We start from the raw sequence: 21,485 nt of genomic DNA, 5'->3' as shown, positions 1-21,485 counted from the left end.
TCTATTTTGATTTGCTGATATATAATCAGATATTCAAATGATCTTAATAGAGACAAGTTAAAGATGAAAAATATTCAAAAGGCACAGTCAGATTTAGTTAATGATACTTGTAATGACTGTGGTAGCTTTGTGGATGTTGGCGCCGTTATTGATGAATATGACACGGTATTAGATTTAGAGTTACAGGGTGATAATTGCGAAGAGTTAGCAAACACTGTCATTGAAAAGGCACAACAACGCTTTGAGGGGGTGACTGCACAGACCCTACTTGAAGGTCAAAGTGCAAAAGTTAGTCTAACGTTCTCTTTTAGCGCCGAAAAAATGATATTTCAGCTAGAAAATGGTTTGTAAAAGTCCTTCGGATAACTTGCTGAAAATGCGTTAACTCGTGTAATCTTGTACCCTATAAAAATAATATATTAGCTTTAATTTTAAAGCTATTTGGTAAGCTCTTTGCTTACCCTATTTAGGATTACGTGTGAAGAAACATAAATTTCAGCAATTGTTGGAGTACATTGTTAATTCAGAAGCAAAGATGTTGGGCGACTTTAAGTCAACAGCACAAATTGCGGCTGAATTACTTTCTCAGCAACTTAGTGTTTCGAGTGTTGTCGTCTCTGCGTTGTCAGCTGACACGGATACACTGACACAAATCACACGCCTCAATACTTCTCCAAATTCATCAGCACTTACCTCTATTCGCCCAGTCCCTTCCTCTTGTCCCAATTTTATCAGTCAATTAAAAGATGAACGTCATATTACGGCAGAGCATTGCTGTAGTGACAAGCGACTAATCGAACTTCAAGCTTATTACCAGCAACAAGGGATCTTGTCAGTTTTAGAAGTGGCTATTCGTATTAATGGACATTTAGAGGGGATGTTAAGTCTTGAGCGCAAAGAGCAGACAGAGCCTTGGAGTGATCTTGAGGTGCAGCTCTGTTCACAAGTCGCAGATCAGCTAGCATTAACATTAGCGACTCAATACGGCTATGATAAAGATGAGCGCTTAACCCTGTTCTTATCAGCTGCAGAGCAGTCAGAGCAGATAATGATGGTGGTTAATTTAGCCACTGATCTTATTGAATATGTTAATAAGGCCCATTTTAACTTAACCAAAGTTCCTAAAGAAAAAGTGTTAGGTCGAAAGGTTCAGGTATTAGACTTTTTCAAACAATATCCCGACTTATCTGATGAGGTGTTGAAAAAAGCTCGGGAAGGGGAGGCCTCTGAAGAAGAGGTCTATTTAGTCCGCGATGATGGCAGTTCTTACTGGATGCGTTTTTCGGTAAAGCGCTTTATCTCTGAAAGGGGCAACCATTTTGCCTTAGTTAATGCAGAAAATTGTACTGAAGAGCACTATCATCAAAATGAGTTATTTCGTCTAGCTTGGCGCTGTAGCTTAACTGGGTTATATAATCGAACACACTTCAGTCGAGTCCTTGAAAAATCGCATACTGGCCATTTAGTCATGATCGATCTTAGAGGGTTTAAACGTTTTAACGATACCTATGGTCATGCAAATGGCGATATCATCTTAGTTGAAATCGCCCGACGAATTCGCCATTTTGCCGAAGTAAATAAAATTTCAGAGGTCGCACGAATAGGAAGTGATGAGTTTGGGATTTTGTTTGAAAGTGGATCAAGTGAAGCTTGGATAGAGCAGGCAACTGAGCGATTATATCATCAGCTTGAAGCGACGATTACCATTGGAATTGAGCAAATTGAACCAAGGCCGGCTTTAGCTAGAGTCGATCTTTCCTCGATTGAGCAGAAGTTTTCGGCTTTGACCTGTGCAGACATCGCCATTCAATATGCCAAAAATCGGCAAGGTAATGCTATCCAGTTGTTTAACTCTGCCTTGTTAAATGCATTTAAAGAAGATGCTCAAATTGAAAGAGACCTAGCCCTCGCGATAAAAGGGCGTCAATTTGAACTGTATTATCAACCACTCAAAGATTTGGCAACTCAGTCTTATATCGGTGCAGAAGCATTACTCCGTTGGCACCATCCAAAGAAAGGCGTGCTCTACCCTGGAGCTTTCATCGATATTGCCGAACAAACGGGACTGATTAACGATATTGGTTCATGGGTGCTTGAAGCGGCATGTAAACAGTTAAACCTTTGGCAACGCCATCAAATTGATATATCCATGCACGTAAACGTGTCTGCAAGACAGTTTTTTAGCAGTAACTTGTTTGAGCAGGTTTGGGAGCTTGTAACCCGCTATCGTTTAAAACCAAATAGTTTGATCCTTGAAATCACCGAAACTGAGTTAATGGAAGATATTCGCTCTGCAACTAATTTGTGTCACGAGCTAGCAGCACTCGGCGTTGGACTCGCCATTGATGATTTTGGTACTGGCTATAGTTCGATGAGATACTTAAAACAGTTCCCAATTAGTAAGTTGAAAATTGATCGCTCATTTATCTCAGACCTTTCTGTCAGTCGTGAAAGCCGAGAAATAGTGAGTGCTATTATTGCAATGGCATCGGCACTCAATATCTCGCTCACCGCTGAAGGTGTCGAAACAAAAGAGCAGGAGCAGTTCCTCGCTAAACACTTGTGTCATCAAGCACAAGGCTTCTTATATAGCCCAGCCCTACGAGTATCCGAGTTCGGTCAGTTTTTACAAAAATCCTCAGCGATCCATTAGTCTTGTGCCATATCAAAGATTGCTTGATACGATAAAGCCGAATTTATCGGCTCTATCTGTGGGTAATTAGCCAAACACTAAACGATTTACTTCATGTTTTTTTAGTGCAATTGAATTTGCACTAAGAGCCAAGCTCAGCATTACTTACTGACCGCAACACTGCTTAAACTTCTTACCGCTGTTACACACACATTTATCATTACGTTTAGGGAAAACGGCAGCCTTTTGTTCCCCCTTGGTGTAAAACCATTTACCTTCCAGCTTAATGAAATCAGAACATTCATGTATTGCATCTAGCTCATTGTCTAATTGATACCAAGCTTGAAAAGTTACACGCCCCTGATTGCCATCTTCACTTGCAGACTTCACTTCAAGACCTAACCAATCTGGCAGTGGTTCTTGTGCAAGGTTTTGTTCTGTGAGGCCATTTAAGAAGTCTGGGTGATGAGTTTCAATCAGATATGCAAATTTGTTTAGATAAAAAGCACTAAATCTAGAGCGCATTAACTGCTCGGGATTTTGTGCTATTTGCGTCTTAAGGTGAAATGGTTGGCAACAAGACTGATAAGATAGCCCTGAACAACAAGGGCATAAGGATTCGGCTTCAATGTTATGGTTTGTCATGGTTATTGGGTAGTGAACTTTGGCTTAATGCTGATGTTATGGTTTGTCATGGTTATTGGGTGGTGAACTTTGGCTTAATGCTGATGTTATGGTTTGTCATGGTTATTAGGTAATGTGCTTTGGCTCAATGTTGGAAATTGGCGGCCATAATAAAGGTTTGGACTTGGTTTGGCATTATAATAAAAAGATGCTTCGGCGCGATTGTTGGTATCGACGGTTAAATACCATTTACCATCGCTCTTCTTCTTGGACACTCCCACAAACTTACCGGCAAACTCGCTGCTTGGCTCGCCATTATCGACAGGAGGATGGAAACGAATAAGGTAATAGCCGACATCAGTTGCACTTTTTCCTACGATGTTGCGTTCAATGACCCTAAAGTCGACCTCAATTTTTGCATTTTTATGCTTTATCTTACCAAAAAAAGCGTCGTACAAAGCAACGATCTTATCTCGACCTAAGGTGATCTCTTTATCTTGGCCTTCAGGAATATAACAAGCATCTTCAGAGTAGATAGACTTCATTATACTGGCATCTAGCTCATTAAAGGCTTCGCTAAAATGGCTATAGACGGCATTTAGCGAGTCGTTATCATTGGCGAATGCGACTTGAATGAAGCTGAGATATAGTGCGCTTATTAACGTAAGCGATGTAGCAACTTTTTTGAGCATGTAATTTGGATAGACCGAGAATATATTAATTATCACTATAATAGATGGTTAAGCTGAACTAAAGTACTAGATCTTTACAAGATGTGTAGAAACCGTCTTTTATGCCAGAAATTGGCCAATGATTATCCGTTCAGATTGTTTGTGGCGTTAAGCCTATGGGAGCACTTATGGGTGAAGAGGATATGACTCTTTTTCTCGAAGAGATGGCAAGTGTAAGGCCGCTTAAAAATAATACCTCTTGTACGATCTGGGAGCAAAAAGCCTCGACGCAGGCGCAAGCTGCTTGCCGATCGCAGCTAGAGATGAGTGAGCACTTGTCTAAGCTGACTACACAGGTTCAAGAAGTTAATCCTGTTGCACCAGAAGATGTGGTGGAGTTTAAGCGGGACGGAGTACAAGAGGCGGTGTTTCATCGTTTAAGCCGAGGTGATTATCCGGTTAAATATGAAGTGCTTTTGCACCAGTTAAAAGTCGCTCAGGCCAGAGAGGTACTATATAACGAGATCCAAAAGAGTCGGGAAAAGGGCGAGCGAAGTATTTTAGTCATTCATGGTAAAGGTGCTAACACTAAGCCTATCCCTGCATTAATGAAATCCTTTGTTGTTACCTGGCTTGAACAGATAGATGAAGTTCTGGCTTTTCACAGTGCCCAAACCCACCATGGCGGCACTGGAGCGCTTTATGTCATGCTGACAAAATCTGAGCAGAAACGAATTGAAGCTAGAGAAACTAATCACAAAGGGGTGAAAGTCCGCTGATTTTTAGCTTTATTTTAGTTTATTTAGGTTTTAAAAAGGCCATTTTACTTTAAGTAAAATAGCCTTTTGGATTTTGCATTACTCACACAAAATAGCAGTCCACTGCATTATTTAGCATTTACCAGCCACATTGACGATTTGCAGTGGAGTTTTGCTCATCTAACCAAGTTTGCAGTGGCGCAAAGTAATCGAGTACGGCTTTGGCATCCATCTCTTTAGTGCCAGTTACTGCCGCTAACGCCTCAGGCCAAGGCTTGCTTTGCCCCATTTCTAGCATGGTGTTGAGTTTTGCTCCGGCTTCCTTGTTGCCATAAATACTGCATCTATGAACTGGGCCGTTATCACCAGCAATCTCACATAGGGATTGATGGAATTGGAATTGCAGAATATGCGCTAAGAAATAGCGCGTGTAGGGCACATTACCGGGCACGTGATACTTAGCACCTGGGTCGAAGTCTGCTTCGCTGCGGGCGATAGGAGCTTTCACACCTTGGTATTTTTCGCGAAGTTCCCACCATGCTTTATTATATTGTTCAGGTGTGATTTCACCGCTAAAGACCTTCCAGCGCCATTGGTCAATCATCAAACCAAATGGCAAAAACGCCACCTTATCTAATGCTTGCTTGAGTAGTAGCCCAATATCTTTGGACGCATCAGGGACTTCGTCAAGTAATCCAATTTGCTTCAAGTAATCTGGCGTAATCGATAAGGCAACAGTATCGCCAATCGCCTCGTGGAAACCATCGTTGGCGCTATTTTTAAAGATAAACGGTTGGTCTTTATAAGCGCGTTGATAGAAGTTATGCCCAAGCTCATGATGAATTACGGTAAAGTCTTCGGCGGTCTTCTGAATACACATCTTTATGCGGATATCGTCGCGACTATCGAGATCCCAGGCCGATGCGTGACAAACCACATCGCGATCCTCAGGCTGGACGAATAAAGAACGTTCCCAGAATGTGTCAGGTAGTGGCTCGAAGCCAAGAGAAGTAAAGAAGGTCTCGGCCTGCTCAACCATTTTTATCTCATCAAAGTTATGCTTGGCTAACAGCTCAGTGACATCATATCCAGGATCGGCATTTTCTGGCGCGACTTGCTCATAAATATTGCCCCAGCTTTGTGCCCACATATTGCCGAGTAGATGGGCTGGTATAGCTCCAGATGCTGGTGCCACATCATCACCATACTGCTCATTTAGCTCACCACGAACATAGCAGTGTAGCGAATCATATAAAGGTTTAACTTGCCCCCACAATCGGTCAAGTTCAGTGGAAAACTCGTCAGGCTTCATATCGTAGTTACTACGCCAAAGCTCAGAGAGATCTGCGTAACCCAGATCTTTGGCCCCTTCATTTGCAAGCTCCACTTCTCTTTCAAAAAGCGGACGCATAGGTTTGGCTATTTCACGCCAGCCTTGCCACACCTCTAAAAGCTCATCTGGATTAGTTGATGTTCCCATAATGGCAGACAGTTCAGGCTGAGTTAGGCAGTGACCATCTTCGAAACAATATTTTCCTTTACCGTATAGACCGTTTAGCTCGGCACTAATATTGGCCAGTTCGGCATTTTTTACCACATCGAGTGGAGCTGGGAGTACGATAGAACTACGAAGTATATTGAGTTTACGTTTTTCAGCGTCACTTAATGGAAGATTGGCAAATTGCGCCGATGTAGTCGCGAGCTCTACCGATGCAGCGGTATATTTTTCAGAAACACTGGCTGCCAGTGCCGCAGTATCTTGGGTGATAAAATTGCTATAGATCCACTCAGAGCGATTAATCTCAATAGAGAGATCGGCCATTTTAGATTCAGCATCCTTGATAAACTGTTTAGCTTCTATAGTTTTATCAACTGTGACAGGCTTACTCTCAGCCTCTATTTTACTACAAGCTGAAACGCCAAGTGTTAGCGCAATCACTGCCGAAAGTTTAGAAACCTTAACTAGGCTTTTACTCATCCTCAATATCCCCTGTTATTATTGTGTTGCATATTTTACTTATTTTGTTGCCGATTAATAGGGGATTAAGATTGCTTACTGAAATATTGACCTGTTTGCTTGATTAAAGGGATTTCGTTTGACAAAAAGAAAGCGAATGTTTAATTTAAACGAGTGTTTTAAATAGAAATAGAGGCAACGGAATGGCAAATCGCTCCGATACAAAAACAAGAATACTGGATGCTGCGGAAAAATTATTTGCAGAAAGAGGTTTTTCAGAAACCTCACTAAGACTAATTACAAGTAAAGCTGAAGTAAACCTTGCATCTGTGAATTACCATTTTGGCTCTAAAAAGGAGCTGATCCGGGCGGTACTCGCACGTTACCTCGATGTGTTTATGCCAGCTGCCGCCGAGGCCATTGTTGCTGTGCGTAGTAATAATGCGAACGCATCCTTAGACGACATCTTTTCGACCTTGGTGGCACCTTTACTCGATCTTAATAGCTTGAGAGCGGAAGGGACTACGACCTTCTTGCAATTATTAGGGCGTGGTTACATTGAAAGCCAAGGTCACCTCCGTTGGTTTATCACCACACACTATGGAGAATACTTAGGGTTATTCGTTAAGGCTGTCGCCGAAAGTGCACCACATATTCCTCCCGCAGAGATGTTTTGGCGATTACACTTTACCTTAGGTACGATTGTTTTCACCATGGCGTCAGCCGATGCATTAACAGAAATTGCAGAAGCTGATTTTGGGGAGCAAAATGATATTGAAGCTGTTATCAGAAAAGTCATTCCGTATTTGTCTGCCGGAGTGTCCGTTCCACTTACTAAGGATGTAATGTAAAAATTATGGCTACGACATTATTAGTACTGTTGCTTATCGCAATAGTCGTTGTATTCAGCGTTAAAAACATCAGGATGCAGTTAATTACGCGTCCTGTATTTAGTTTTTTCAAAAAAGTATTGCCACCACTTTCTGTTACTGAGAAAGAAGCGATGGAAGCGGGCGATGTATGGTGGGAAGGCGAGCTATTTAAAGGCAAACCTAACTGGCAGTTACTTCACAGTTACGGTAAACCGACGCTGACATCAGAAGAGCAAGACTTTATCGATAATCAAGTCATGACAGCATTAACTATGATCGATGATTACGACATAGTGAATAACAGAAAAGACTTACCGCCAGAACTTTGGCAATACTTCAAGAAAGAAGGCTTCTTTGCGTTAATCATTCCAAAAAAATATGGTGGTAAGGCGTTTTCGGCTTACGCAAACTCGACTATCGTCAGTAAGATTGCCAGCCGTAGCGTTAGCGCGGCAGTAACCGTTATGGTACCTAACTCATTAGGTCCTGGAGAGCTATTGACCCATTATGGTACTAGCGAACAGAAAGATTATTGGTTACCCCAACTTGCCGATGGCAGTGCCATTCCTTGTTTTGCCTTAACGGGTCCAGACGCGGGCAGTGATGCTGGTGCAATTCCTGACACTGGTATCGTTTGTCGCCAAGAGTTTAATGGGGAAGAAGTACTCGGCCTAAAACTGAATTGGGATAAACGATATATAACCCTTGCTCCTGTAGCTGATGTGCTCGGTCTTGCATTTCAGATGTCCGATCCAGATGGCTTGTTAGGTGACACAAAACATATCGGCATCACCTGTGCGTTAATTCCAACTGATCATGAAGGCGTCGAGATTGGTAGTCGTCATAATCCGCTCAATATGGCGTTTATGAATGGTACGACCCGAGGTAAAGATGTGTTTATTCCATTGGATTGGATCATCGGTGGCCCTCAATATGCGGGACGCGGCTGGAGAATGCTAGTTGAGTGTTTGTCGGCTGGTCGTGGCATTTCACTACCCGCTTTATCAACCGCTTCAGGCCATATGGCTACCAAGACGACGACGGCCTACAGCGCAGTGCGTCAGCAGTTTGGTCTGGATATTGGTCAATTTGAAGGGGTGCAAGAGGCACTTGCTCGTGTGATTGCCAATACGTATCAACTTGAAGCCGCAAGACGTTTAACCACCACCGGCATCGACTTAAAGGTTAAGCCGTCAGTTGTGACCGCAATTGCTAAATATCATATGACTGAGCTTGGTCGAAAGGTGATTGATGATGCGATGGACATTCAGTCGGGTAAGGGCATTCAGCTTGGACCTAAGAATTATCTAGGCCATGGTTATATGGCGCTGCCAATCTCTATCACGGTAGAAGGGGCAAATATTCTAACCAGAAGTTTGATGATTTTCGGCCAAGGGGCAACACGTTGTCACCCTTATGTGCTAGCTGAGATGGAAGCGGCGGGAATGCAAGACACCAGTGAAGGCCTTGAGCGTTTCGATGACTTGTTACTGGGACATATTGGCTATGCGACTCGTAATGCCTTTAGCGCGTTAGGTAATGCCTTGACTGGCAGCCGTTTTGCTCAATCACCAGTGAGTGGTGAAACCAAGCAGTATTATAAAGACATGACGCGTTTATCTGCTGGCTTAGCCTTGATGACAGATGTTTCTATGCTTATTCTTGGCGGCGATCTGAAACGTAAAGAGATGCTAAGTGCACGTATGGGCGATGTGTTAAGTCAGCTATATCTTGGTTCTGCGACCTTAAAACTTTTTGAAGATAATGGTCGTCAGTTTGATGACTTACCAGCGGTACGCCACGTTATGGCTACCCGTCTTCACTTAGCGGCAAAAGCGTTAGATGAAGCGATTCGTAACTTCCCAAATCGCGGGGTTGCATTGCTGCTGCGTGCATTAATCTTCCCGCTTGGTAACCGATTTAAAGATGCGAGTGATAAGCTATCGATTGATTTGGCCAATGCGATGAATAAGCAAGGTCCAGCTCGTGACAGGTTAACTTTCTTGTGCCCAAGTTTTGATGGGGATACAAGTGGTATTACCGAAGTTGAAAATGCCTTTATTGCTAAACATGGGTGCAAAGGGCTGTATAAGAAGCTTAAGCAAGCACAGAAAGAGGGCAGCTTACCGAAGAAGTTGCCAGCAGTGGCATTGTTTGGCGCTGCATTGGAGATCTCGTTAATCTCAGAGCAAGAGCACCAAAACTTGATTAAAGCTGATGAGCTGCGCTTAGCTGCTATCGCTGTTGACGAGTTCGATAAACTTTAACCCGTTTATTGAGTATAAAAAAAGGTACGCAATGCGTACCTTTTTTATTGACTAAATCCCTAATGATTTAAGGGGGAGTATGGTTTAAACAACAACAACCTTGCTGGTGTTAGTGCCACCAACGGTTTCCATTGCATCACCCTTAGTCATCATCGCCATGTCGCCTTTTACAAGGTAACCAGCTTGAGAAAGCGTCTCTAGTGCTTTTTGAGCTACCGCTTCTGGAGCATGTGCAGTCGAATCAAAATACACAGGCTGAACACCGCGGTAAAGCGCCATCTTAGCCAAAGTCGACTCATGACGTGACAAGGCAAAAATTGGCAGAGCAGAGCTGATGCGAGACATCATCTGCGGCGTTGCACCAGATTCGGTAAGGGCGATAATGGCCTTGATACCTTCTAGGTGGTTTGCTGCATACATAGTCGATAATGCAATCGTCTCTTCGATGGTGGTGAACTGCTGATCCAATCTGTGCTTAGAAACTTGAACACTAGGATGAGACTCCGCACCTAAACAGACTTCAGCCATGGCTTTAACGGTTTCTTCTGGGAAGTCACCGGCAGCAGTTTCGGCGCTTAGCATTACCGCATCGGTACCATCTAGAACCGCGTTTGCTACGTCCATCACTTCTGCACGAGTTGGCATTGGGCTAGAGATCATCGATTCCATCATTTGAGTTGCTGTAATAACAGGCTTATTCAATTGACGTGAACGGCTAATCAGTCTCTTTTGAACTGCAACAAGAGCAGGATCACCAATTTCAACACCGAGATCACCACGAGCAACCATAACGGCATCAGACGCCATGATGACATCGTCCATCGCTTCGTCAGTTGCAACGGCTTCTGCGCGCTCAACTTTAGAGACGATTAACGCATTACTACCGGCTTGACGTGCTAAATCACGAGCGTAGTTAAGATCTGCACCACTTCTTGGGAAAGAGACGGCGAGATAATCAACTTTAATCTCAGCTGCGGTGATGATGTCTTGCTTGTCTTTTTCTGTTAGAGCCGCCGCAGAAAGGCCACCGCCTTGCTTGTTGATACCTTTATTGTTTGATAAAGGACCGGCAACCGTCACTATGGTATGAACCTTGTTACCTTCGACGCTTTCAACGCGTAGTTGAACGCGGCCGTCATCGAGCATTAAGATATCACCAAGACTAACGTCCTGTGGTAACTCTTTATAATCGATACCGACTTGGTTTTCATCACCTTCACCTTTCGCTAGATCGGCATCAAGGGTATAGGCTTGACCAAGCACTAACATAACCTTTCTGTTGTCTTTGAAAGTTGAGATTCGGATTTTAGGGCCCTGTAGATCGCCTAAAACGGCAACATGAACGCCGAGCTCTTTTGCAATCGCTCGTGTATCGTCTGCGCGTTTCTTATGATCTTCTGGTGCACCGTGAGAGAAGTTTAAGCGAACAACGTTAGCACCGGCAGCAATAATGCGGCGTAAGTTGTCATCACGGTCTGTGGCTGGACCCAAAGTTGTTACAATTTTGGTTCTGCGGAACATGAGATACTCCGTTAAGTTTTAAATAATTCTGACCCTATATTAACAGACAACACCCATACTTGTAGTAAATTTACGAACAAAATGATCTAACTCAAGTTTTTAATTTTGTGACCTATTCCAACATATCTTTGAAAGTGGGCAATTCAGCCTAGGCTGAACTGCCTAAAATCATGTCGAAAGTCAGTTACAGAACTGGATCTTTGTCTATTCTTGATTCTTTTAAGACTTCCTTTACTCGCTTCAAATTCTCGCGGAAACGAGGACCTCGTCTGAGGGTAAATCCTGTGGCTAGCACATCAATTATAACTAATTGTGCTAGACGTGAAGCCATAGGTAAGTACATATCGGTATCTTCAGGTACTTCCATTGTAACAGGAAGCGTACAAACCGTTGATAGTGGAGAATGTCTGGCGGTAATACCAATAACGGCAGCGCCATTTTCTCTGGCAAGCTTAGCGATATCAATAAGCGATTTAGTGCGGCCGGTGTGAGATATCAATACCACTACGTCGCCTTCATTGCTGTTTATACAGCTCATACGCTGCATAAGAACATCGTCGAAACTGATGACAGGTACATTAAAGCGGAAGAATTTATTTTGAGCATCGTGCGCAACAGAAGCGGAGGCGCCTAAGCCAAAGAAAGAGATTTTCTTAGCTTGAGTTAAAATATCTACAGCCTTGTTGATAGCGGCTGTGTCGATACTTTGTCTGGCGGTATCTAGTGACGCCATAGAAGATTCAAAAATCTTAGTGGTGTAAGAGTCTGGACTATCATCTTCTTCTACATGGCGGCTAACGTATGGCGTACCATTGGCTAGGCTCTGGGCCAAGTGGAGCTTGAAGTCTGGAAAGCCCTTAGTATCAAGGCGACGACAGAAACGGTTGACTGTAGGTTCACTCACATCTGCCATTTTTGCCAGCGTCGCAATACTAGAATGAATCGCGGTTTGTGGCGAAGACAAAATAACTTCTGCAACTTTACGTTCAGATTTACTAAAATGGGTAAGGCTTTTCTGCACCTTTTCGAGGGTATTCATATGCGTACGTCCACTCAATAGTAATGTAGTTTTATTATATTTTGTTGAAGCTAATTATTTGTCGTTTAGTTACCGTTAATTACAGAGCGCTTAGGCCAACATTAATTTATAATGACAACAGGTACAAACACGATAATTTTTAGTAATTTTATCACGAAAGCATACCAGATTATGGCGTAACATGCCTAATAAGCTAACTTGAAGTTTATTATAAAATTTAGATGCAATTAGCTATTTCTGTTGTTATATTACAACAAACGTGTGAATTCTCATCAAAAATGATGGGGCACAGTGTCAAAAGGAGATATTGAAGCGATGGGCATTACGACACCTAAAGCCAAAGCTTGTGATTTTGTTCTATTTGGTACCAAGGGAGATCTTGCGAAGCGTAAGTTACTTCCTTCTTTATACCAACTCGATAAAGCCAATTTGCTGAATGTCGATACTAAAATCCTCGGCGTCGCAAAGGATGAATTTAGTCAAGAAGAATACCGCGAGCTGGTGGTAAACGCCTTAACGACTTTTGTAAAAGACGAGCTTTGTGAAGAGACGGTGAACCGTTTCTTAGACCGTTGTCATTATGTAGGCACCAACTTCACAGAGTCTGATGGCTATCAAGCTTTCCACGATATTCTCGAGCCAGAAAAACGCGTCATGGTGAGTTACTTCGCCACTCCTCCTGCTATTTTTGGCGATATCTGTCGTTGCCTTCACGAACAAAAACTTATTTTCCCTGACTCTCGCGTCGTTCTAGAAAAACCAATCGGTTCCGATCTCGCAAGTTCTCGCATCATTAACGACCAAGTCTCAGCCTATTTCGAAGAAACCCAAGTTTATCGTATCGACCATTACTTAGGTAAAGAGACGGTGCAAAACTTACTTGCATTGCGTTTTGCCAACTCTCTTTTCGCTTCTAAGTGGGATAACCGTACTATCGATCATGTACAGCTAACTGTTGCTGAAGAGGTGGGTATCGAAGGCCGTTGGGGTTATTTCGACAAAGCGGGCCAGATGCGCGACATGATCCAAAATCATCTATTACAGGTATTAACCTTAGTGGCGATGGATCCACCAGTTAACTTAGATGCTGACAATATTCGTGACGAAAAAGTAAAAGTGCTTAAGTCACTGCGACCAATCAATGCTGATAACATCTATGAGAATACGGTTCGTGGTCAATATAGCTCTGGTTTCTTAAAAGGCGCTCCGGTTCCAGGTTACTTAGAGGAAGAGGGCGCGAATGTTCAGTCTAAAGCTGAAACCTTTGTAGCACTTCGCGTAGACATCGATAACTGGCGCTGGGCTGGCGTGCCATTCTACCTTCGTAGTGGCAAGCGTATGCCGTTTAAGAGTTCAGAAATCGTGGTGTATTTTAAAAATCCACCGCACAACCTATACAGTTCAAATTATCGTAATCTGCCACCGAATAAACTGACAATACGATTACAGCCTCATGAAGGGGTTGAAATCCAGATGTTGAATAAGGTGCCGGGTCTAGGTGAAAAGCAGCGTCTACAAACCACCAAACTCGATTTAAGTTTCTCTGAAACATTCAAGAGTGAACGAATTGCCGATGCATACGAGCGTTTATTGCTTGAAGCCATGTTAGGCAATCAGGCGCTGTTTGTACGCCGAGATGAAGTCGAGCAGGCGTGGAGCTGGGTCGATGGTATTATTCAAGCGTGGGAAGAAACAGACGAAACGCCAAAGCCTTACCCTGCTGGCACATGGGGCCCAGTCGCCTCTGTTGCGCTTATCACTAAAGATGGCCGTTCTTGGGACGAGTAAGGGGAAGACAATGATTAAAGAAACTGTTTTCAAATCGTTCGATAATAAAGAGGCGTTAGAAGCGCAACTGGCCGAGCGTATTGCTAATCAACTGCAAGACGCTGTTGATGCCCGCGGAAAGGCAAGCCTGATTGTTTCTGGCGGCTCTACTCCGCTTAAGTTGTTTGAACTACTTAGCAAGAAAGCGATCGACTGGAGTGATGTGTTTATCACGTTAGCCGATGAACGCTGGGTCAGCCCTGAGCACGGTGATTCTAATGAGCGTTTGGTAAGAAATAACTTACTCAAGAATAGAGCCGCCAGTGCTAAATTTCGTGGTTTGAAGAATATGTATTCTTCACCAGAAGAAGGTTGTGCTATGGCAATTGAGCAACTTGGTAGCTTTCCAACGCCTTTTGACGTTGTCGTATTAGGCATGGGCAATGATGGGCATACCTGCTCATGGTTCCCTTGTGCTGCAGATGCTGAACTTGATAACGCATTAACATCGGCTGAATTGTGTGTTGCGGTTACACCTGGCAATGCACCTCATTCACGGATCTCTTTATCAAAGTCAGCTATTTTAGCCAGCCGTCAAATCTATCTACATATCGTTGGTGAACAAAAACTTGAGGTTTACCGACAAGCACTAGCAAGCGAAGACACGCGTGAAATGCCAATTCGAGCCGTTCTCGAACAGCATAAAACACCTGTTGATGTTTACTGGAGCGCTTAAGGAGTAATTATGCACAGCGTTGTACAATCTGTTACTGACAGAATTATTGAACGAAGCAAAGATTCTCGCGCTAAGTATTTAGCGGCGCTCGATGATGCTAAAAATAAAGGCGTTCACCGTAGCGCACTGAGTTGCGGTAACTTAGCTCACGGTTTTGCAGCTTGTAACCCAAGCGACAAGTCCGACATAAAGCAGTTAAACAAAGCAAATATCGGTATTATCACTTCTTTTAACGACATGTTGTCTGCTCACCAACCATACGGTGCGTACCCAGACTTGTTGAAACAGGCTTGTAACGAAGTCGGTAGTGTTGCACAAGTTGCAGGCGGCGTTCCTGCTATGTGTGATGGCGTGACCCAAGGTCAGCCTGGCATGGAGCTTAGCCTGTTAAGCCGTGAAGTGATTGCCATGGGAACAGCGGTAGGTCTATCCCATAACATGTTCGACGGTGCTTTGCTGCTAGGTATTTGCGACAAGATTGTACCGGGTCTGTTGATTGGTGCACTGAGCTTTGGCCATTTGCCTATGCTATTTGTACCTGCTGGCCCGATGAAGTCGGGTATTCCTAATAAGGAAAAGGCGCGTATTCGTCAAAAGTATGCCCAAGGCGAAATCGACAGAGCGGCATTGTTAGATGCTGAGTCTAAGTCTTATCACAGTGCGGGTACTTGTACTTTCTACGGCACGGCCAACAGTAACCAGTTGATGCTAGAGGTGATGGGACTTCAATTACCTGGCTCATCTTTTGTTAATCCAGACGATCCGCTACGTGAAGTCTTGAGCAAGACAGCCGCTAAGCAGGTTTGTCGTCTAACCGAAATGGGTACTCAATATACGCCAATCGGTAAAGTCGTATCTGAAAAATCAGTGGTTAACGGTATCGTTGCACTATTGGCAACGGGTGGCTCGACTAATCTGACCATGCACATAGTGGCCGCGGCTCGCGCTGCTGGCATTATCGTCAACTGGGATGATTTCTCTGAGCTTTCAGATGCAGTGCCGCTACTAGCACGTGTGTATCCAAACGGTCACGCCGATATTAACCACTTCCACGCTGCTGGCGGTATGGCGTTCTTAATAAAAGAACTGCTGGACGGCGGCTTACTTCATGAAGATGTCGATACAGTCGCAGGTTTTGGTCTTAAGCGTTATACCCAAGAGCCGCAAATCCGTGATGGCGAGCTTAAATGGGTCGATGGTCCGCAAACAAGCTTAGATAACGAAGTGCTAACGGGGCTTAACACGCCGTTCCAAAACAACGGTGGCCTAAAGCTGCTTAAAGGTAATCTGGGCCGCGCGGTGATTAAAGTGTCTGCAGTGGCTGAGCAACATCGAGTTGTTGAAGCGCCAGCAGTGGTGATTGACGATCAAAACAAGCTTGAAGCTATCTTTAAAGCGGGTGATTTAGATAAAGATTGCGTGGTGGTAGTAAAAGGTCAAGGACCAAAAGCCATCGGCATGCCGGAGCTACATAAGCTCACTCCTATCCTTGGTACGCTACAAGATAGAGGCTATAAGGTCGCTCTACTGACTGACGGCCGTATGTCAGGCGCGTCTGGCAAGGTGCCTGCAGCCATTCATTTAACGCCAGAGGCGTTAGATGGCGGTCTAATCGCTAAGATCCACAATGGTGATTTAGTTCGAGTCGATGCGACAACGGGTGAACTGTCTCTGCTAGTCGATGAGGCCGAGCTTAATGCAAGAGCTGCCGATAAAGTCGATCTGCAAAGAACAAGTTATGGAATGGGACGAGAGCTTTTCGGTGCACTGCGCGCAAGCTTAAGCAGTCCAGAAACTGGTGCGCGATGCACTAGTGCTATTGATGAACACTATTAAAGTTTAAGGAAGAGTAACGCAATGCTTGAGAATAACTGGTTAATACAGCCACAAGATATTTTTAAACGCAGCCCTATTGTTCCTGTAATGGTGATCAATAAGATTGAACATGCAGTGCCGCTTGCTAAAGCACTCGTTGCTGGCGGGATCTCGGTTTTAGAGGTAACACTACGTACCGATTGTGCATTAGAAGCGATCACTAAGATTGCTAAAGAAGTACCTGAAGCCCTAGTAGGCGCGGGTACTATTCTAAATAAAGCACAGTTAGCACAGGCAATTGACGCTGGCGCTCAGTTTGTTATCACTCCAGGTGCAACAACTGAATTGTTAGAAGCTGCTATGGCGGGTAACACACCGCTAATTCCTGGAGTTGCTAGCATTTCAGAAGTGATGAAAGGCATGGCACTGGGTTACACAAACTTCAAGTTTTTCCCTGCTGAAGCTTCTGGTGGCGTAAATGCACTTAAAGCTTTCTCTGGCCCACTGGCAAATATTCGTTTCTGCCCAACTGGCGGCATTACCCCAAGTAGCTATAAAGATTACTTAGCACTTAAGAATGTCGATTGTATTGGTGGTAGCTGGATTGCGCCAACAGATGCGATGGAGCAGGGTGACTGGGAACGCATTACTGCTTTGTGTAAAGAAGCGATTGGTGCTCTAAAAGTCTAACAGATTGCAAATACGAAAAAAGCTACCAAATTGGTAGCTTTTTTTATGTCAACACTGTCCCGTCCTGAGATAAGTTGACACATTGGAGACTTATCTATGAAACCTTCAGGTTCTATCAGCAATAAACGTACTCAGCGTGATTACACATTAGGCTTTAAATTAGCCGTCGTCAGCCAAGTAGAAAAAGGCGAGCTGACCTATAAGCAAGCTCAAGACCACTATGGTATCCAAGGAAGAAGTACCGTCCTTACATGGTTACGAAAGCATGGTAGATTAGACTGGTCCCAGCCTATTGAGCACTCTCCTATGTCTAAATCTAAAGAAACGCCAGCCCAGAAAATTAAGCGATTGGAGAAGCAAGTCTCTAATCTAGAAATGAAAAACATGATTTATGGCGATATGGTCGAGTTGCTTAAAAACGAATACGGCATCGATTTAGAAAAAAAGTACTTAGCCGAACGCTCTGGTTCGCCAAAGTAAAAGGCACCATAAAGTTAGCCACAGCGAGTCGGCAGTTCAACTTATCTAGACAAGCAATTTATCAATGGAAACAACGCAGAACGGCAAAAGCTGAAACGCTTAAACCTGTGATGAAGATGGTCATGTATTGGCGCCAGTTTATGCCTAGAGTGGGGACGCGCAAGCTCTACCAGCTCATCAAGCCACAACTGATAGAACAAGGGATAAAGCTCGGTAGAGATGGGTTATTTCAGTATTTGAAGCAACAAAATATGCTGGTAAAACCCAGAAAAAATTACACTAAAACGACCAATAGCCATCACTGGCTAAGAAAGTATCCCAACTTACTAAAAGACAGAGCGGTCAAGCGTGTTGAAGAGGTGCTCGTTAGCGATATCACCTACGTGAAATCAGATGAGGGGACGCACTATTTGTCTCTGGTAACAGATGCGTACTCAAGAAAGATAATGGGATATGAGTTAAGCCATGAAATGAAAGCTTGTGACGTGGTCAAAGCATTGAATATGACGATAAAGAATCGTCAGACAACAGGCGATGCCATTCACCACTCAGATAGAGGGATGCAGTACTGCTCAGCTGAGTACCAGGAGACGTTAGCGGCAAATGGTATTACTCCGTCCATGACAGATGGATATGACTGCTACCAAAATGCACTTGCAGAGCGGGTTAATGGGATTTTGAAGCACGAGTTTTTGCTTTATCGCTGCCGTACGATGAAGGAGCTCGATATGTTAATCAAAGAGTCGATAGAGACTTATAACCATTTAAGGCCGCATCTTAGTTTAGGGATGAAAACCCCTAATGAAGTACATAAAAAAGCCAGTCGGGAGTTCCAACTGGCTTAATAAAAACCGTCAACCTATTTTAGGACTAGACACACTTCAGAAATCGAAGCTGATTATTGTGCCGCTTCACCCGAATAGTTAAATGCTGATTCGGCTTTCCAGACGCGATAACGCACCTGAGTGTTTTCTGGTAGATAAAAGACTTTCGGTAAGCGACTATCGTACTTAAGCATTAGATCATCACCAATAGGTAAGAATTTTTCCGTTTTAGTTTGTTCGAAGCAGGCCATCATAGTGCTTGGACCATCGCTAATGGTGTCTACTTGATAATAGTTATAGCCCCATCCTTTGACCGAATGTTGTTTGAGTTCACCTGATAAACCATGCTTGTTACAGTCGACCATCTTTGTTTGACCGATCTGGATCTCCACTCTGTAATCGTCTTCATTATCTAGCTTAGGTAGAGTCAAGATATGCTGGACTTGACCCGCTTCTGGTTTTGGATACATTTTTGTTTCTTTGGTCGCAGTGTAATCACTCGCGCTATACATTTGTGCACTGATCATATTTTGATTTAATCCAGATGGATGGGCTGGGCTAGTCGCACTCGCATTGAATGAAAAAGCCGAAAGAATTAAAGAAGAAGCTAAAAGAGTACGAGCAAAATGTTTGTTTGCAGCAGTGAATAAAGTCATAAAATCTCCAAAAGAAAAAGGTATTGTCTGTGTTCAATACCTCTATAAACGGGGTCGTTTTCAAAAAGGGTTAAAAAAAACAAAAAAAATACTCAGCCTGCTGTTACAGCCCCAATGATTGCTATCCAAATATGACTGCGAGGTTTGCATAAAGTTCGTCTTTACCTAGGTTTAAGCTCATTAACAACGCATCATTTATGTTCAACGGTATAGTGCAAGATCATATAAATAGTCCCAAGTCTTGTTTTACGTCTCCTAAAAGCGCAAACTTAGTTTGATTATCAAATTACTTGTTTCACGATTAATTCGTAGCTCAAACCTTGCTGGTCAGTTTGATTTCCTTGTTTGTCATCGAAATTGTGCTGGTCAGACAGGCTTGTAAACAGAAGTGATAAGTCAGAAATGAACGATAGCTAAGAGGTTATGGCTAGATGTTAAAACAAAATATTCAAGGGTGTTATTTATGAACGATGGTGAACAGGCTGCAATTCATTGCGTAGATAAACAGAAGTTTTCAACCCAAAATAGTTCGGGTGAACGTAATACGTTTTATGTCTTAGTGCTTACGATAGTGACTATGCTGGCAGAGATCATTGCCGGTACCATTTATGGTTCAATGGCATTATTAGCTGATGGCTGGCATATGGGAACCCACGCAGCGGCTTTTATGATTACCTTGTTTGCTTACCGTTATGCACGAAAGCATGCTAATTCTGCGGAGTTTTCATATGGGACTGGTAAGGTTAGCGTACTCGGGGGCTACACCAGTGCGATCGCCTTGGGCTTAGTCGCCCTCGTGATGCTGGTAGAGTCGAGTGTGAGAATTTTTAATCCTCATGAGATCTATTTCAACCAGGCTATTTTGGTGGCGATTATTGGTCTTATTGTTAATGTAGTCAGTGTTTTTTTATTGAAAGATCATCATAGCCACGATCATGGAAATGAGCACGGACATAAGCACGGACATAATCACGAACACAGCCATGAACATAAGCATAGCCATCATCATGGCCAAGATCATAATCTACGGGCTGCCTACTTTCACGTCCTTGCCGATGCGCTCACTTCGCTGTTAGCAATAGCAGCTTTATTGATGGGTAAATATTTTGGTCTAACTTGGCTGGATCCTATTATGGGTATTGTGGGGGCAGTGATTATTACTCGTTGGGCATGGGGACTGCTTAAACAAACAGGGCCAGTATTGTTGGATGCAAGTATTGAACAAAGCTACATGCAGCAGATCAGACAAACCATTGAGCAAGAAAGCGCACAGCTTGTAGATCTGCATATTTGGAAAATCAGTGCCGACCATTATGCTGCTAGTATGATCATTCATTGTGAACGTACTGAAAAAGCAGGTTATTTTAAGGAAAAGCTATCACAATTTGAGCGCTTATCTCATATCACTATTGAAGTTAATCCAGTGACTCAGGCACAATAAGCCCCTTATAACGAGGAATGAACACAATGAAGAACCAAGATGATAGCCTAAATCATGCAATGATCGAGTTTTACGAGAAGTTATCATCTTGGGAAATGGCTGTGGTCAAAGATAAAGGCTTTAGCTTGCCTCAAGTTCACACAGTTGAAATATTGGGGCTTAACGGCCCCATGCGTATGAAAGAATTAGCGCAAAAGATCGGTATTACAACGGGGACGCTAACGGTTCAGGTCGATAAGATGGTCGAAGCTGGGTTGGTTGTACGTACTCCCCATGCTAACGATAGACGTTCTATTTTAGTTGAACTTACCGATAGTGGCCGTGAAATGTTCGAAGAGCACGATAAACTTCATATGCAGTTGACTCAAGATCTGACGGCTAAATTTGACGATAAAGAGCGTGCTCAGTTATTAGATTTTTTCGAAAGGATTAATCTCGAGTTTTAGTCAACTCGACGCCGCTAGCCATAATGAGAGTATGCTAGGTTCACTTCTATCTGCAGGCAGCCTCTAATAGCCCGTTTGTACGGCAGCTTCTTGTTCGATAATCTCCATTTAAAATGGTACTCACTAAGCAAAACCCTGCCTATTTAAGCTTAATACCAATTAGTATTAGATCAGCTCTCCGCATGATACAAATGATACGTTTTTAGCAAAAATGTATCATTCTTTCGTTTGATACAGTATTAGCCATTTTGTTAAGGTGCTATTATAAAGCCATCCCCCCCGATAGCGG

18 protein-coding genes are annotated in these 21,485 nt (G+C 43.4%); 12 read left to right on the top strand and 6 right to left on the bottom strand.

Translation table 11 applies throughout. The annotated features are described in order from the left end of the window. The first annotated feature begins 63 nt into the window (after positions 1-63). Both SPEA_RS12355 and SPEA_RS12350 read left to right on the top strand, forming a co-directional pair. Positions 64-351 (top strand): DUF406 family protein, encoded by a 288-nt coding sequence (locus tag SPEA_RS12355; RefSeq protein ID WP_012155579.1) that lies wholly within the window; start codon positions 64-66, stop codon positions 349-351. A gap of 127 nt (positions 352-478) precedes the next feature. Beyond that, positions 479-2,653, top strand: coding sequence for a putative bifunctional diguanylate cyclase/phosphodiesterase (locus SPEA_RS12350; RefSeq protein WP_012155578.1), 2,175 nt, complete (start codon positions 479-481; stop codon positions 2,651-2,653). 144 nt (positions 2,654-2,797) lie between these two features. Here the strand turns inward: SPEA_RS12350 and SPEA_RS12345 are convergent, their stop codons facing one another. Further along, complete coding sequence (locus tag SPEA_RS12345; RefSeq protein WP_012155577.1) at positions 2,798-3,277, bottom strand: YchJ family protein; 480 nt, start codon at positions 3,275-3,277, stop codon at positions 2,798-2,800. Between the two features lie 86 nt (positions 3,278-3,363). Beyond that, a complete protein-coding gene (locus SPEA_RS12340) occupies positions 3,364-3,948 on the bottom strand; it encodes a YybH family protein (protein WP_012155576.1) in 585 nt (194 codons plus the stop codon). Positions 3,949-4,103: 155 nt separating this feature from the next. On the opposite strand from SPEA_RS12340, the gene smrA reads away from it, so the two are divergent. After that, a complete protein-coding gene (gene smrA / locus SPEA_RS12335) occupies positions 4,104-4,706 on the top strand; it encodes a DNA endonuclease SmrA (protein WP_223296500.1) in 603 nt (200 codons plus the stop codon). A gap of 118 nt (positions 4,707-4,824) precedes the next feature. Here smrA and SPEA_RS12330 read toward each other — a convergent pair whose 3' ends face one another. Next, on the bottom strand, positions 4,825-6,663 hold the full coding sequence (locus tag SPEA_RS12330; RefSeq protein ID WP_012155574.1) for a M2 family metallopeptidase: 1,839 nt from the start codon (positions 6,661-6,663) through the stop codon (positions 4,825-4,827). A gap of 182 nt (positions 6,664-6,845) precedes the next feature. Between SPEA_RS12330 and psrA the strand changes: the two genes are divergently transcribed. Together psrA and SPEA_RS12320 are read left to right on the top strand one after the other, a co-directional pair. Beyond that, the gene (gene psrA, locus SPEA_RS12325) at positions 6,846-7,493 is read left to right on the top strand and encodes a TetR family transcriptional repressor PsrA (RefSeq protein ID WP_012155573.1); all 648 of its coding nucleotides are present in this window, start codon (positions 6,846-6,848) and stop codon (positions 7,491-7,493) included. 5 nt (positions 7,494-7,498) lie between these two features. Next, positions 7,499-9,781 (top strand): acyl-CoA dehydrogenase, encoded by a 2,283-nt coding sequence (locus tag SPEA_RS12320; RefSeq protein WP_012155572.1) that lies wholly within the window; start codon positions 7,499-7,501, stop codon positions 9,779-9,781. Between the two features lie 84 nt (positions 9,782-9,865). On the opposite strand, the gene pyk is transcribed toward SPEA_RS12320, so the two are convergent. Together pyk and SPEA_RS12310 are read right to left on the bottom strand one after the other, a co-directional pair. Then, positions 9,866-11,302 carry a pyruvate kinase gene (gene pyk / locus SPEA_RS12315; protein WP_012155571.1) on the bottom strand — a complete coding sequence of 479 codons (1,437 nt, stop codon included), beginning with the start codon at positions 11,300-11,302 and terminating at the stop codon, positions 9,866-9,868. Between the two features lie 184 nt (positions 11,303-11,486). Further along, positions 11,487-12,341: a MurR/RpiR family transcriptional regulator gene (locus SPEA_RS12310; RefSeq protein ID WP_012155570.1), complete on the bottom strand. Its 855-nt coding sequence runs from the start codon at positions 12,339-12,341 to the stop codon at positions 11,487-11,489. 315 nt (positions 12,342-12,656) lie between these two features. Between SPEA_RS12310 and zwf the strand changes: the two genes are divergently transcribed. The 5 genes from zwf (at position 12,657) to SPEA_RS12280 (ending at position 18,674) form a co-directional block, all read left to right on the top strand. Further along, positions 12,657-14,129, top strand: coding sequence for a glucose-6-phosphate dehydrogenase (gene zwf, locus SPEA_RS12305; RefSeq protein ID WP_041410949.1), 1,473 nt, complete (start codon positions 12,657-12,659; stop codon positions 14,127-14,129). Positions 14,130-14,139: 10 nt separating this feature from the next. Next, positions 14,140-14,844, top strand: a complete 705-nt coding sequence (gene pgl / locus SPEA_RS12300; RefSeq protein ID WP_012155568.1) for a 6-phosphogluconolactonase — start codon at positions 14,140-14,142, stop codon at positions 14,842-14,844. 9 nt (positions 14,845-14,853) lie between these two features. Continuing rightward, positions 14,854-16,680: a phosphogluconate dehydratase gene (gene edd / locus SPEA_RS12295; protein WP_012155567.1), complete on the top strand. Its 1,827-nt coding sequence runs from the start codon at positions 14,854-14,856 to the stop codon at positions 16,678-16,680. Positions 16,681-16,701: 21 nt separating this feature from the next. Next, a complete protein-coding gene (locus tag SPEA_RS12290) occupies positions 16,702-17,349 on the top strand; it encodes a bifunctional 4-hydroxy-2-oxoglutarate aldolase/2-dehydro-3-deoxy-phosphogluconate aldolase (protein WP_012155566.1) in 648 nt (215 codons plus the stop codon). Positions 17,350-17,445: 96 nt separating this feature from the next. After that, positions 17,446-18,674, top strand: a protein-coding gene (locus tag SPEA_RS12280) for an IS3-like element ISSpe3 family transposase (RefSeq protein ID WP_086024290.1) whose coding sequence is annotated in 2 segments (ribosomal slippage) — positions 17,446-17,797 and positions 17,797-18,674 — 1,230 coding nt in all. Because the reading frame shifts where the segments join, the coding sequence is not laid out codon by codon here. Positions 18,675-18,727: 53 nt separating this feature from the next. Here SPEA_RS12280 and eco read toward each other — a convergent pair. Beyond that, on the bottom strand, positions 18,728-19,309 hold the full coding sequence (eco, locus tag SPEA_RS12275) for a serine protease inhibitor ecotin (protein ID WP_012155565.1): 582 nt from the start codon (positions 19,307-19,309) through the stop codon (positions 18,728-18,730). A gap of 463 nt (positions 19,310-19,772) precedes the next feature. Between eco and dmeF the strand changes: the two genes are divergently transcribed. Together dmeF and SPEA_RS12265 are read left to right on the top strand one after the other, a co-directional pair. Beyond that, positions 19,773-20,750: a CDF family Co(II)/Ni(II) efflux transporter DmeF gene (gene dmeF / locus SPEA_RS12270; protein ID WP_012155564.1), complete on the top strand. Its 978-nt coding sequence runs from the start codon at positions 19,773-19,775 to the stop codon at positions 20,748-20,750. Positions 20,751-20,776: 26 nt separating this feature from the next. Then, positions 20,777-21,196, top strand: coding sequence for a MarR family winged helix-turn-helix transcriptional regulator (locus SPEA_RS12265; RefSeq protein WP_012155563.1), 420 nt, complete (start codon positions 20,777-20,779; stop codon positions 21,194-21,196). Positions 21,197-21,485: the final 289 nt, after the last annotated feature.

The organism is Shewanella pealeana ATCC 700345 (assembly GCF_000018285.1).
Taxonomy (GTDB): Bacteria; Pseudomonadota; Gammaproteobacteria; order Enterobacterales; family Shewanellaceae; genus Shewanella; species Shewanella pealeana.
Note: the sequence above shows the minus strand (reverse complement) of the source record. Positions and strands in the feature narration are given on the sequence as shown.

What these genes read in the sequence shown, in the direction of transcription:
- SPEA_RS12330 (WP_012155574.1), bottom strand. Translation starts at nt 6,663, where the DNA reads ATGAGTAAAAGCCTAGTTAAGGTTTCTAAACTTTCGGCAGTGATTGCG.
- psrA (WP_012155573.1), top strand. Translation starts at nt 6,846, where the DNA reads ATGGCAAATCGCTCCGATACAAAAACAAGAATACTGGATGCTGCGGAA.
- smrA (WP_223296500.1), top strand. Translation starts at nt 4,104, where the DNA reads ATGGGAGCACTTATGGGTGAAGAGGATATGACTCTTTTTCTCGAAGAG.
- pgl (WP_012155568.1), top strand. Translation starts at nt 14,140, where the DNA reads ATGATTAAAGAAACTGTTTTCAAATCGTTCGATAATAAAGAGGCGTTA.
- edd (WP_012155567.1), top strand. Translation starts at nt 14,854, where the DNA reads ATGCACAGCGTTGTACAATCTGTTACTGACAGAATTATTGAACGAAGC.
- SPEA_RS12290 (WP_012155566.1), top strand. Translation starts at nt 16,702, where the DNA reads ATGCTTGAGAATAACTGGTTAATACAGCCACAAGATATTTTTAAACGC.
- SPEA_RS12340 (WP_012155576.1), bottom strand. Translation starts at nt 3,948, where the DNA reads ATGCTCAAAAAAGTTGCTACATCGCTTACGTTAATAAGCGCACTATAT.
- zwf (WP_041410949.1), top strand. Translation starts at nt 12,657, where the DNA reads ATGGGCATTACGACACCTAAAGCCAAAGCTTGTGATTTTGTTCTATTT.
- dmeF (WP_012155564.1), top strand. Translation starts at nt 19,773, where the DNA reads ATGAACGATGGTGAACAGGCTGCAATTCATTGCGTAGATAAACAGAAG.
- pyk (WP_012155571.1), bottom strand. Translation starts at nt 11,302, where the DNA reads ATGTTCCGCAGAACCAAAATTGTAACAACTTTGGGTCCAGCCACAGAC.
- SPEA_RS12310 (WP_012155570.1), bottom strand. Translation starts at nt 12,341, where the DNA reads ATGAATACCCTCGAAAAGGTGCAGAAAAGCCTTACCCATTTTAGTAAA.
- SPEA_RS12265 (WP_012155563.1), top strand. Translation starts at nt 20,777, where the DNA reads ATGAAGAACCAAGATGATAGCCTAAATCATGCAATGATCGAGTTTTAC.
- eco (WP_012155565.1), bottom strand. Translation starts at nt 19,309, where the DNA reads ATGACTTTATTCACTGCTGCAAACAAACATTTTGCTCGTACTCTTTTA.
- SPEA_RS12345 (WP_012155577.1), bottom strand. Translation starts at nt 3,277, where the DNA reads ATGACAAACCATAACATTGAAGCCGAATCCTTATGCCCTTGTTGTTCA.
- SPEA_RS12355 (WP_012155579.1), top strand. Translation starts at nt 64, where the DNA reads ATGAAAAATATTCAAAAGGCACAGTCAGATTTAGTTAATGATACTTGT.
- SPEA_RS12320 (WP_012155572.1), top strand. Translation starts at nt 7,499, where the DNA reads ATGGCTACGACATTATTAGTACTGTTGCTTATCGCAATAGTCGTTGTA.